We start from the raw sequence: 12788 nt of genomic DNA, 5'->3' as shown, positions 1-12788 counted from the left end.
AATGACGGAAATTGCAGCCGGCACTCAGGAAACGGAAATTCTCAGACAGCGTATCGACAAACTGAGACGACTTCGCGAAGAGGAAGGCTATAATCCTTTCGAAAACGAAAAGTGGAACGTCGACCACACGGTCGCGCAGGTGCGGAAGGATTTCGATTATCTCAAGGCGGAAGAAGCCGTTCCCGAAGCGAAATTTTCCATGGCCGGCCGCCTTATGACGCTGCGCCGTCAGGGCAAGGCGGCGTTTGTCAACATGCAGGACGAGACGGGAACGATCCAGCTTTATTTCCGTTACGACACCCTGGGCGAGAAAGATTACACCTTCTTCAAGAAGTGGCTCGACTCCGGCGACATCATCGGTATCGTCGGACATCCGTTCCGCACGCAGCGCGGCGAGCTGACGGTCGCCGTCGAGCGGTTCCGCCTGCTGACCAAGGCGCTCCGCCCCCTGCCCGAGAAGTGGCATGGCCTGACGGACCTTGAAATCCGTTACCGCAAGCGGTATCTCGATCTGATCGTCAATCCGGAAGCGCGCGAAGTCTTCAGGAAAAGGGCCAAGATCATCTCCACCTTCCGCGCCGTCCTCGAGAAACACGGCACGCTGGAAGTCGAGACGCCGGTGCTTTCCTATCTCGCCGGCGGCGCCAACGCGCGTCCTTTCATCACCTATCACAACGCGCTGGGCGCCAACATGTACCTGCGTATCGCCACGGAGCTCTATCTGAAGCGGCTCGTCGTCGGCATGATGGGGCGCGTGTACGAGATCAGCAAGGATTTCCGCAACGAAGGCATGGACCTGACGCACAACCCGGAATTTACGATGATGGAAGTTTACTGGCCTTACGCGGATTACGTCGACATGATGAATCTGACCGAAGAGCTGATCCGCGAGTCCTGCATCGCCGCCAACGGCACGCCGGTCATCGAACGCAACGGCGTCATGCTGGATTTTGCCAAGCCGTTCCGCCGCGCCACGATGGTGGAGCTGGTGAAAGAAAACTGCGGCGTCGATTTCGCCGACATCACCGACGAAGAAGCGCGCGACGCCGCCCGTAAAAACAAGATCGAGATCACGGGGCACGAGTCGCGTTTCAAGATCCTCACCATGTTCATGGAAGCGTTCGTCGAAGAGAAGCTCGTGCAGCCGACGTTCGTGATGGGGCATCCGGTCGAGATCTCGCCTTTGTCGAAAAAGGACCCCGAGCACCCCGACTACACCCACCGCTTCGAACTTTTCTGCTGCGGCAAGGAGCTCAGCAACGGCTACAGCGAGCTGAACGACCCCATCGACCAGAAGAACCGCTTTCTCGATCAGACGCAGAAAAAGACCGAGGGCGAGGACGAAACGCATCCTTTCGACGAAGACTTTGTCGAAGCGCTGGAACAGGGGCTGCCTCCGACCGGCGGACTGGGGATCGGCATGGACCGCGTCGTCATGTTCCTCACCAACTGCCGCTCGATCCGCGACGTCATCTTCTTCCCGACGATGAAGCCCGTCGACAAGCAGGGCTCGGCGAACGCCGCCGAGCAAGCCGGTCCGCGGGAAAGCGACGCGTAAAATCCCGGGGACTGAACCGTTTTCAGATTTTCAATATTGAAGAAGCTCGTTTTTTTAAAGCGAACCGTCGGAGCCCGTGCAGCTCCGGCGGTTCTTTTTATATCCATCTGCCGGCGAATGGCGCCGCAGTCAGCGTGATTTAACGCGCTCCGTATTCGAGCGGCGGGAATCCCTTGCTGGAAAAGCATTTTGGGGTTAGAATTTATCAATGTTCTGCATACATAATGAGAGCCTGTCCCGCTTCGCTTCATAAAATCGGGAAGATCGCTCGGGCAGCGGCCCTTTCCCGCCGCTGGCACTGTTATAGAGGTGGTGTTCTGCGTGGAACGGGAAAAACTGGACCGCTATTATTGGCTCGTCGACGAGCTGAATCGTCATGGGCGTCTCTATTACGTTCTGGACGCTCCGGAAATCGAGGACGACGAATACGACGCGCTGATGCGCGAGATGCTTCAGTTCGAAAGGGAACATCCCGACCTGATCCGCGACGATTCTCCGTCGAAGCGCGTCGGCGGCGCGGTGCTGGACGCTTTCGAAAAGGTCACGCACGCCAAGCCGATGCTCAGCCTCGAAGACGTTTTCTCGAAAAACGAGCTTCATGACTGGCTGCAACGGGCGGCGGAAGGCGTCGGGCAGCCGTGGATCCCCTGGTGCTGCGAACTGAAAATCGACGGCCTGGCGGTGTCGCTGATCTTCGAAGACGGCAAGTTCGTTCAGGCTTCCACCCGCGGCGACGGCGTCGTCGGCGAGGACGTCACGGAAAATTTGAAAACGGTGAAGGACCTGCCGCTTCGCCTCCTCGGCGACGTCCCCGGGCATCTGGAACTGCGCGGCGAAGTGTACATGGGCAAAGACGGCTTCGCCCAATTGAACGCCGCGAGGGAAGAAGCGGGGCTGCCGCTTTTCGCCAATCCCCGCAACGCGGCAGCGGGCAGCCTGCGACAGCTCGACACGTCGGTCGCCGCCAAACGGAATCTGCGCCTTTTCACCTATTACGTGCAGGACGCGGAATCCTACGGCCTGCACAGCCAATCGGAAATCCTCGAATGGCTGAAAGCCCGCGGGCTTCCCGTGCAGAAGGCATGGCGCCGGGCCGAGACGGAAACCGAGGCCCTCGATTTCCTGGAGCGATGGAGCGGCGAACGTTTCAGCCTGCCCTACGCGACGGACGGCGCCGTGTTCAAGGCCGATGCGACGGAATACTGGACGGTTCTGGGAAACAACGTCAAAACGCCGCGCTGGGCCGTGGCCTACAAATATCCGCCGGAAGAACGGAAAACGAAACTCGAGAGCATAGAGATTTCCCTCGGCCGCACGGGCGTGCTCACGCCGGTGGCGAATCTGGAACCGGTGCTGCTCTCGGGAACGGTGGTGAAGCGCGCCAGCCTTCATAACGACGAGGAGATCCAGCGCAAGGACATTCGCGTGGGCGATCGCGTCTGGGTCCGCAAAGCCGGCGAGATCATCCCCGAGATCGTCCGCGTCGACGTCGCCAGCCGCACGGGCACAGAAGAACCGTTTGCCATGCCCGCAACGTGTCCCGTATGCGGGGCGGCCGTCGCCAAGCTGCCCGGCGAAGTGGCGCTGCGTTGCCTCAACAGATCCTGTCCGGCGCAGCTGACCCAGGGGCTGATTCATTTCGCTTCTCGACAGGGCATGAACATCCAGGGGCTCGGCGACCGTCTGGCGGAACAGCTCGTTCGGAGCGGGCTGGTCAAGAATTTCAGCGATTTGTACGCCTTGCGCGTCGAGCCGCTTGTCCGTCTGGACCGCATGGGAGAAAAATCCGCGGGGAAATTGCTCCAGGCCATCGCAAAGTCCAAAGAGCGGCCGCTGAAATTTTTGATCACGGCGCTGGGGATCCGGGAAGTCGGCGCGGGAGTCGCGGCGGAGCTGGCGAAACGCTTTTCGTCGCTCGACGAGATCGCCGCCGCCGACGAAGAGCGGCTGGCCGCCGTCGAAGGCGTGGGGCCGGTGATCGCCGGTTCGATCAAAACTTTTTTCGGCGAAGAGCATAACCGGCGGCTTATCGACGGACTGCGCGAAGCCGGCGTATCCATGCGGAGCGAAACGGCGCCGGAAGCTCCGATAGGGCCGCTGGCCGGCAAGACGTTCGTCTTTACGGGGGAGCTTTCGCGCATGTCTAGGGCGCAGGCGCAGGAACTCGTGACGCAGCGGGGCGGGAAAAGCGTCAACTCCGTGAGCAAAAAGACGTCCTACGTCGTCGTCGGCGAAGCGCCGGGCGGCAAGGCCGAAAAAGCGCTCCGCCTGAACGTGCCGACGCTGAACGAAGAGGAATTTTTCGCCATGATCGATAATTTACCGCAGCATATGTCTGGAGGGACGAACGATGCCTAGATTGTCCAAGGAAGAAGTTTTGAAGATCGGCAAACTTGCCCGTCTGGAGATCGCCCCGGAAGAACTCGATTCTTTATCGGAGCACTTCAACGGCATTCTCGATTACTTTTCCAAACTCGGGGAACTCGATCTCAGCGCCGTCGATCCGTTTACAATGGAGGATGCCCGGCCGGTCCGCCTTCGCGACGACGAAGTGGAAGAGAACGACCGGAGAGAGGCGATCCTGAACCAGTCGCCTTCACGCGAAGGCGATTTCATCAGAGTTCCCCGCATCGGAGGCGACAAGTGATGGAACTGTACAGACTGAGCGCCGCGGAAATCGTCGCGGGACTGAAAGCGCGCCGTTTCAAGTGCGCCGACGTCGTGCGGTCGTGCCTTGGGCGCATGCGGGAAATGGAACCCCACCTTCACGCCATGCTTCATATCGCGGCGGATTCCGCGCGTAAAACCGCCGCCGCCGTCGATGCCGCCATCGAGGAAGGGCGCGCCGGGGGGCGTCTGATGGGCGTGCCCGTCGTTCTCAAAGACAACATCTGCACCAGCGACATGCCGACCACCTGCGCCAGCAAAATCCTCGCCGGCTGGACGCCCCCTTACGACGCCGCCGTCGTGGAGATGCTCAAGGCCGAAGGCGCGATCATCCTCGGCAAAGCCAACTGCGACGAGTTCGCCATGGGCGGCTCCACGGAGAACTCCGCCTTCGGCCCGACGCTGAACCCATGGGACGTCGGCCGCGTGCCGGGCGGCAGTTCCGGCGGCAGCGCCGCCGCCGTCGCCGCCGGTTATGCGCCGCTTTCCCTCGGCAGCGACACGGGCGGTTCGATCCGTCAGCCCGCTTCGTTCTGCGGGCTCTACGGCATGAAACCGACCTACGGACAGGTGAGCCGTTACGGGCTGGTCGCCTTCGCCTCATCGCTCGACCAGATCGGCCCCTTTGCGCGGACTGCCGAAGACCTCAAGCTGATCCTCTCGGCGATCTGCGCGTTCGATTCCCGCGACTCGACCAGCGAAGACCGTCCCGCGCCCTGTTTCGATCTCAGCGACGCGCCGTTGAGCGGCAGGAAGATCGGCGTGCTGACGAAGCTTGTCGACGGCACGCTGACGGCCGACCTGCAGGCGGCGTTGGACGGACAAATCGAAGAATGCCGCCGCCTGGGGGCGGAAATCGTCGAAGTCGCTTTGCCGAAAGCGCTCGAGTACGGACTGGCCTGCTATTATATCCTTGCGCCCGCGGAGGCGAGCTCCAATCTCGCCCGTTACGACGGCGTGCGCTACGGCGCCGCTCACAAAGAGGCCAAGTCGCTGCTCGAACTTTACGTCAAAACGCGCGGCGAAGGTTTCGGCCCGGAAGTGAAACGCCGCATCCTGACCGGCACCTACGTGCTCAGCTCGGGATTTTACGACGCCTATTATCTGACGGCGCAAAAGGTCCGCAAAGTTATCAAGCAGGAATTCGCCGCAGCTTTCGAACAAGTGGACGCCATCCTGCTGCCGACTTCGCCGACGCCCGCCTTTAAGCTGGGCGAGATGAGCACGCCGCTGTCAATGTACATGGCGGATATTTTTACGATCCCCGTCAATCTGGCCGGTCTCCCCGGCATTTCTCTCAACGCCGGCTTTTCGTCCACAGGCCTGCCGCTGGGGATGCAGCTGATCGGCCCGCGCTGGTCCGACGCGATGATTCTCGACATGGCCGCCGCTCTTGGCAAAAAAACGGAAGGCCGCATCGCCGAAGGAGGTGTCCGTTAATGGCTCTTGAATTCACGACTGTCATCGGGCTGGAAATCCATATCCAGCTCAACACAAAAACGAAGATCTTCTGCAATTGCTCGACCGATTACATCGGCGCGACGCCGAACTCCCACATCTGCCCGGTCTGCACCGGACAGCCGGGCGCCCTGCCGGTCCTGAACGGGAAAGTCGTCGAATTCGGCGTGCGCGGCGGCTTGGCCCTGCACTGCAAGATCAACAAATCGACGCGCTTCGACCGCAAAAACTATTTTTACGCCGACCTTCCCAAGGCGTATCAGATCACCGAATACTACGTGCCGCTCGCCGAAAACGGCTACCTGACCATCGCCGGCGACGACGGCCGGCCCCGCCGCATCGGCATCACGCGGCTTCATCTCGAAGAAGACGCCGGCAAACTCGTTCACGTCGCCGCCGACGGACGGATCGTCGGCTCCAGTCAGTCTTTCGTCGATTACAACCGCGGCGGCGTGCCGCTCGCCGAAGTGGTGTCCGAACCCGACATCGCTTCGCCGCGCGAAGCCCGCGAGTACGTGTCGGCCATGCGCCAGCTGGTGCGCTATCTGGGCATTTCCGACGGCGACATGGAAAAAGGATCCATGCGCGTCGACGCGAACATCTCGCAGAAAGTTTCCGACGGGCGCTGGGGCAACCGCGTCGAAGTCAAAAACATGAACTCCCTCAAGGCGCTGGAACGCGCGCTCGAGTATGAGACGCTGCGTCAGCGCGACCTGCTCGCCCGTGGCGAACGGATCGCTCAGGAGACCCGTAACTGGGACGACGCCGACGGCATCACGACGCCGTCGCGCAGCAAGGAAGAGTCCAACGATTATCGTTATTTCCCCGAGCCCGATCTGCCGCCGCTGCTGCTCGACGACGAGTACATCGAAGGCATCAAAGCCGCCATGCCGGAGCTTCCCGACGCGAAGCGCGAACGTTTCCTCGCGCAGTACAAGCTTCCTGTGGAAGACGTGCTGGTGCTGACGGAGACGCCCGAAGTCGCCGCGTATTACGAGGACGTCGTGAAGGCCGGCGGCGAACCGGTCAGATCTTCGAACTGGGTGCGGACGGATCTGATGAGAGTACTGAAAGAGCGCGGCCGGGAGATCGCCGACGCGCCGGTGAGCGCCGAAACCCTGGCCGGGCTGATCGAGCTCGTCGACGGCAAAAAAATCTCCACGACGGCCGCGAAAGACGTTTTCGAGAAGCTCGCCGACAGCGAGATGACGCTCGAACAGGCCATTCAGGCGTGCGGCGTCCAGATCGGCGCGGTCGCGGGCGATAAGCTGCTGGAAATCGTCGCCGCGGTCGCCGGCGCCAACGCCGACGTCGTCGAGGTGATCCGTTCCGGCCAGGACAAGAAAGACAAGAAGCTCAAGTTCCTCATGGGGCTGGTCATGAAGGAGAGCCGCGGACAGGCGAAACCGGACGAAGTTTTGAAAGCTTTGAACGAGTTTCTTGCGAAGGAGTAGTGTTATGTTTGAATAAATCTGTTAAAATACGGGAGTATAGAAAAACTTAAACAAGGAACTGTGTCATCGCCGAAATCATCGAGGAGGTTGGCAAGAGATATGGGAATGAAAACGGAAGACATCAGAAGTATCGCGATTGTTGCTCACGGAAGCGCAGGCAAAACTTCGCTTGCGGAAGCGTTGCTCTTTGACGCCGGCGTCACGACCCGCCGGGGCAGCGTGGAAAACGGGAACACCGTTTCCGACTACACTGCCGAAGAACAAAAACGCCAGATCTCTATCAGCACCTCCCTCCTGAATTACGACTACAAGGGCAAAAAAGTCTTTGTCCTTGACGTTCCCGGCTATGCCGACTTCATTGGCGACCTGCGCAGCTCGCTGCGCGTCGCCGGTTCCGCCGTTATGGTCGTGAGCGCGGTCGACGGTATTGAAGTGCAGACGGAAAAAGCCTGGGAGTTTGCGCAGGAGTTCGAAACGTCGACCATTTTCTTCATCAATAAAATGGATCGCGAAAACGCCGACTATAACGGGGTTTATGAACAGATCCGCGCCAATCTGACCAAGGGCGCTTACCGCTTCATGCTCCCGATCGGCAGCGAAGATTCCTTTAAAGGCGTCGTCGACGTCCTCAAGGACATCGCTTACGTTTACAGCGACGACTCGGGAAAATTCGAGGAGCAGGGGATCCCCGAAGACATGATCAGCGACGCGCACCGCGCCCGCGGCTATCTTGTCGAAGCCATTGTCGAAGAAGACGAAGAGATGATGATGCGTTATCTCGACGGCGAGGACATCCCCATCGACGAACTGCTCCCCGTCCTGCAGCGCTGCATTTACAAGTGCAAGATCTTCCCCGTCATGCCCGGTTCCGCGCTGAAAAACATCGGCGTCCGCCAGCTCATGGATCTGATCGTCGATTATCTTCCCAGCCCTCTCGAAATGCGCGAGCGTCCGGCGGTCAAGGGAGAGGAGAAGGAGATCACGATCAAACCGGACGATAACGCCACGTTCAGCGGTCTGTGCTTCAAAGTCCTGGTCGATCCCTACGTGGGCAAACTTTCCTATGTCCGCGTCAATTCCGGCAAACTGACCACCGACGAACCGATCTTCAACGTCAGCACCGGCCAGGAGGAGCGCGTCAGCACCTTCAAGATCATGCAGGGCAAGGACAGCGTCGACGTCAAAGAAGTCACGACCGGCATGATCGTCGCCATTCCCAAGCTGCAGAGCACCAGAGCCGGCGATACGTTGGGCAAGGCCGGCAGCACCGTGCTCTATCCGGCCATCAAATTCCCGCGCCCGGTGTATTCGGTCGCCGTCGATCCCGAGAGCCGGGCCGACGAGGACAAGCTGGGAACGGCGGTCCGCCGTATCACCGAAGAAGATCCCACGGTCAGCTTCGAGAAGAACGCGGAAACGAACGACAACATCCTTTCCGGCATGGGCAATCTTCATCTCGACATCGTTCTCGCCAAACTGAAAGACCGATTCGGCGTCAATCTGAAGACCCGCGTGCTGCAGGTTGCGTATCGCGAAACGATCCGCAAGTCGGCCAAGGCGCAGGGCAAGCACAAAAAGCAGACCGGCGGCCACGGCCAATACGGCGACGTTTATATCGAGTTCAGCCCCCTCGAGCGGGGAGAGGGCTTCGTCTTCGAAGACAAGATCACCGGCGGCACCGTGCCGAGACAATATATCCCCGCCGTCGAGAAGGGCCTGCGCGAGTGCCTGAACAAAGGCGTGCTGGCGGCGTTCCCGACCGTGGACTTCAAAGCGTCGCTTTATTTCGGTTCGTATCACGACGTCGATTCTTCGGAAATGGCCTTCAAGACGGCGGCGCATCTGGCCTTCAAGAAGGGGATGGCCGAAGCTTCGCCGATCCTGCTCGAGCCGGTCATGGACGTGAAAGTCATCGTCCCCGATCAGTATCTCGGCGAGATCATGGGCGATTTCAACACGCGCCGCGGTCGCATCATGGGCGTCGACACGCTGGGGCACCTTCAGGTCGTCAACGCGCAGGTGCCTCAGGCGGAGATGTTCCAGTACGCCATCAATCTGCGTTCGATGACTTCCGGACGCGGGACCTACGAAATGAACTTTTCGCACTATGATCCCGTTCCCGATGAGATCACGAAGAAGATCGTCTCCGAGCGCCAGGGACTGCTGACCGAGGAAGAAGAATAAGTCTTGTTTCAACATGAGCCTGCCTTTCGAAGATCGGCGATCCCGAAAGGCAGGCTTTGAAAAAAGTCGTCGGACGGACGCGGCGGGGAGGTGAACGAGACATGAAAAAAATTTTCTTGTTCGGCAATTGGAAAATGAATCAGAGTCTTCACGCCACAAAGAATTTCGCCGCTGAGAGCGCCGCTGTTCTTTCGGAACAGCCGGGCTTGAAAGCCGAAACGGAGATTTGCATTTTTCCTCCGTTTGTCCTGATCCCCGAAGCGGTGAAAGATTTCACGAATTGCGGCGTCGAAGTGGGCGCGCAAAACGCCAGCGACCACGGCGAAGGCGCTTACACCGGCGAGGTCGCGCCTTCGATGTTGAAAGAAGCCGGCTGCCGGTATGTGCTCGTCGGGCACAGCGAACGCCGTCATATCTACGGCGAGTCCTCGGAGCTGGTCAACAAAAAGGCGCTGAATTGCCTGGCGTCCGCTTTGATCCCGGTGCTGTGCGTCGGCGAAACGCTCGAACAGCGCGACGCCGGGCGAACGGCCGCCGTCATTTCCGATCAGCTTCAAAAAGGCGTGAAAGATTTTCCCGCCGGCGCGGCGTATATCGTCGCTTACGAACCGGTCTGGGCCATCGGCGCCGGCCGCGCGGCGGGCGCTGAAGACGCGGAAAAAGTCTGCCGCCTCATCAAAGATTCAGTTCGCGTTCCGGTTCTGTACGGCGGCTCGGTCAAACCGTCGAACGCGGCGGAACTCTTCAGCCAGCCGTCGATCGACGGCGGCCTGATCGGCGGCGCTTCCTTGAAAGCGCGCGATTTTTTCGCGATCCTGAAGAATTTCCGCGCCGCGGAGCGGTAGGCCGTACTTCAGTCGAAAATCGGCACAAGATTTTCATTAGGCAACATAAGATACATTATAGGACACGATGAAAAATGATTGGAACAAAATCTCAAGGAGGCATAGAAACATGTTGCAAGAAAAAACGAAGATCGCTGAATACGTCAAAAGTTTGGGTGTAAAGAAGATTGTTCTGATCGTTCTCGGTATCGTTTTGGTCCTGAATATTTTGGCTACGGTGACGAACAGCCGTTTCGACTCTCTGAAGGCCGAGCTGGATCAGATCAAGACCTCCGCCGCCGGACAACTGCCGAACGACGAGATCGCCCAGGTCAAAAAAGACCTCGCTTCGATGCAGAAATCCGTCGACGAACTGAAAGCCTTCACTCAAAATCTCGCCCGCGCCGAATACGACGCCTTCAAAGCCCAGCTCGAACAGATGAACAGGCATCTCGACGAAATGGGCGCAATGATCGGCAAAAAATAAGTTATTTGGCTCGAAGACGAATCCCCGGAAAAGAGACGTTTCTCTTCTGGGGATTCACTTTATTGCGCAAGCGAAAGGAGTTTTCGGCAATGAAGCCGCTTGTTACCGTCATCGAACCGGAAGGACCGCAAGAATGGTTCGCCGCTTTGAACGAGATTGCCGAGGTCAAGTTTTTCAGCCCCCGCGGCCCCGTACGAGCCGCGGAAATCGACGGTATCCTCGCCGGTTCCGCGGCGGTCGTGATTACCTCCGCGACGGCGGTATCCAACGATCAGCTGCTTGCGGCGACCGGACTCAAACTCATCGCCAAGTGCGGCGGGCCGCCTTCCAATATCGACGTCGAGTATGCCGCCCGCTGCGGCGTCGCCGTCTCATGCGTCCCCGGAGCCAACACGACGACGATCGCCGAATATACCGTCATGCTGATCATCGCCGCGCTGCGGCGTTTCGACTTGCAGCTGCCGGTCGTCCGCCGGGGCGGCTGGCGCAGTTCCGATTCTCTGCTGGGACATGACCTGCGCGATGCGACGGTCGGGATCGTCGGACTGGGAGCCATCGGCCGTGAAGTCCTCGATCGGCTCGTCCCCTTCGGCTGCCGTCTGCTCGTCTACTCCCCTCATGCCCGGGGCCGCCGCCCGGACGACGGCCGGTTCTCTTTCGTCGAGACTTTGGAAGAGATGCTGCCCCAGTGCGACGCCGTGACGCTTCACTGCCGGGTGAACGAAACGACGCGGGGATTTTTCGACGAGCGTCTCTTCAAAATGATGAAGGCCGGTTCCGTCTTCGTCAACACGGCCCGCGGCGCGCTTGTCGACGAACGGGCGCTTGCGCGGGCGCTCGAAAACGGCCCTCTGTCCGCGGCGGCCGTCGACGTCTTCCAGATCGAACCGCCGCAGTCCCAAAATCCGCTTCTTCGCTGCGGCAGCGCCCTGCTCACGCCCCACTCCGCCGGCTGGACTGTCGAAGCTCTGCGGCGCGAGTGCGGCGGGGCCGTCGATTCCGTCTTGGCGTTCTTCGCCGACAAAACGATTCCCGGGCTGCTGAACGAAGACTATATTCGACACCTCCGCTAAAAACTCATCGACGCATCGGCTTTCAGGAAGTCTGATGCGTCGATTTTTTGTATTGTCCTATAATGATTTTATAGACGGGCGGCGAAACGCGCGGCGATTTGCCGCTCCAACGATTCTTTGTCCAAAATCCATTTCGGCGCGACCAGCCGCGCCGGCCTCACGCCCGCCGTCAACCTTTGCAGGACGATCCCGTCGGGCAATTCCCGAAGGGCTTTGACGAGACGCTCGACGTATTTTTCCCGGCTCAACGGCGCGAAGCGCCCCGCCGCATACAGCGTTTCAAGCGGCGTCCCGCGCAGCACGTACAGCGGATGGAATTTGAGCGCGTGCGCTCCCCTTTCCGCAAGCCACAGAGCCGAGCGCGCCAGTTGGTCTTCCCGTTCCCCGGGGATGCCCGCGATCAGGTGCGCGCAGACGCGCAGGCGCGTTTTGCTCAGCCGGGCCAGAGCTTGCTCCACGGAGTCCAGTCCATGTCCGCGGCGCAGCCACCGCAATCCCTGCGGGTCCGTGGTCTGCACGCCGAGTTCCAGCCAGATCTGACATCTCTCCGCCAGCTCCTCCAGATAATTGAGGACCGGCTCGGGGAGCAGGTCGGGGCGCGTGCTCACGGAAATGGCGCGCACGTTCGCTCCCCAGGCGGACGCGGCGTCGCGCGCTTCTTGGAGCGCCGATGCGAACCGTTCCAGCGGCAGATTGGTCGCCGAATAGCTCTGAAAGTACAGGATGATGGAACGAGTCCCGTAATGTTTCCAGGCTCCGGCGATCCCCTTCCTGACCTGTTCCCGCAGCGACACGCCCTGAATGAAGGCGCCGCTGCCGCCTCCCCTTTCGTCGCAGAAAATGCATCCGCCGTCGCGGAGTCCCCGGCGGTGCGGACAACCGGCGCCGATATCCAGAGAAACTTTCTGGACGCGTTCGCCGAATTGACGCCGCAGGACGGCGGACCATCGTAACAGCTGTTTCATGAATTTTGCGCTCCCCTGTGGCTGGGCGGAAATTTCGACTTGCGGATCTCTCCGCCGCGATCGCATGGATTTATTTTCGAATTTTCCTGAAGTTAACGCTTCGATTGTCATAATCTAC

At 59.8% G+C, this 12788-nt stretch carries 10 protein-coding genes; 9 read left to right on the top strand and 1 reads right to left on the bottom strand.

Annotated features, from left to right (window positions below; translation table 11 throughout):
• Window position 1: 1 nt before the first annotated feature.
• The 9 genes from lysS to HMPREF7215_RS03410 all read left to right on the top strand — a co-directional run bounded on the left by lysS (window position 2) and on the right by HMPREF7215_RS03410 (window position 11705).
• Window positions 2-1558, top strand: coding sequence for a lysine--tRNA ligase (lysS, locus tag HMPREF7215_RS03450; RefSeq protein WP_009164257.1), 1557 nt, complete (start codon window positions 2-4; stop codon window positions 1556-1558).
• A gap of 312 nt (window positions 1559-1870) precedes the next feature.
• Entirely contained in the window at window positions 1871-3916 is a 2046-nt protein-coding gene (ligA, locus tag HMPREF7215_RS03445; RefSeq protein WP_009164256.1) for an NAD-dependent DNA ligase LigA, read from the top strand.
• The gene (gene gatC, locus HMPREF7215_RS03440; RefSeq protein ID WP_009164255.1) at window positions 3909-4205 is read left to right on the top strand and encodes an Asp-tRNA(Asn)/Glu-tRNA(Gln) amidotransferase subunit GatC; all 297 of its coding nucleotides are present in this window, start codon (window positions 3909-3911) and stop codon (window positions 4203-4205) included. Before ligA ends, gatC begins: the two co-directional genes overlap by 8 nt.
• A complete protein-coding gene (gene gatA / locus HMPREF7215_RS03435) occupies window positions 4205-5665 on the top strand; it encodes an Asp-tRNA(Asn)/Glu-tRNA(Gln) amidotransferase subunit GatA (RefSeq protein ID WP_009164254.1) in 1461 nt (486 codons plus the stop codon). The genes gatC and gatA overlap by 1 nt, the downstream gene beginning before the upstream one ends.
• On the top strand, window positions 5665-7137 hold the full coding sequence (gene gatB / locus HMPREF7215_RS03430) for an Asp-tRNA(Asn)/Glu-tRNA(Gln) amidotransferase subunit GatB (protein ID WP_009164253.1): 1473 nt from the start codon (window positions 5665-5667) through the stop codon (window positions 7135-7137). The genes gatA and gatB overlap by 1 nt, the downstream gene beginning before the upstream one ends.
• 99 nt (window positions 7138-7236) lie before the next feature.
• Window positions 7237-9321 (top strand): elongation factor G, encoded by a 2085-nt coding sequence (fusA, locus tag HMPREF7215_RS03425; protein WP_009164252.1) that lies wholly within the window; start codon window positions 7237-7239, stop codon window positions 9319-9321.
• 101 nt (window positions 9322-9422) lie between these two features.
• Window positions 9423-10166 carry a triose-phosphate isomerase gene (gene tpiA, locus HMPREF7215_RS03420; protein ID WP_009164251.1) on the top strand — a complete coding sequence of 248 codons (744 nt, stop codon included), beginning with the start codon at window positions 9423-9425 and terminating at the stop codon, window positions 10164-10166.
• A gap of 109 nt (window positions 10167-10275) precedes the next feature.
• Window positions 10276-10632, top strand: coding sequence for a hypothetical protein (locus HMPREF7215_RS03415; protein ID WP_009164250.1), 357 nt, complete (start codon window positions 10276-10278; stop codon window positions 10630-10632).
• An 89-nt stretch (window positions 10633-10721) separates the two neighbouring features.
• Complete coding sequence (locus HMPREF7215_RS03410; RefSeq protein ID WP_009164249.1) at window positions 10722-11705, top strand: NAD(P)-dependent oxidoreductase; 984 nt, start codon at window positions 10722-10724, stop codon at window positions 11703-11705.
• A gap of 68 nt (window positions 11706-11773) precedes the next feature.
• On the opposite strand, the gene mnmL is transcribed toward HMPREF7215_RS03410, so the two are convergent.
• Entirely contained in the window at window positions 11774-12670 is an 897-nt protein-coding gene (gene mnmL, locus HMPREF7215_RS03405; RefSeq protein ID WP_009164248.1) for a tRNA modification radical SAM protein MnmL/YtqA, read from the bottom strand.
• Window positions 12671-12788 lie beyond the last annotated feature (118 nt).

The sequence above is a fragment of the Pyramidobacter piscolens W5455 genome, assembly GCF_000177335.1.
GTDB classification, from domain to species: domain Bacteria; phylum Synergistota; class Synergistia; order Synergistales; family Dethiosulfovibrionaceae; genus Pyramidobacter; species Pyramidobacter piscolens.
The sequence above is the reverse complement of the archived record's forward strand: the minus strand, read 5'-3'. Positions and strand labels throughout refer to the sequence as shown.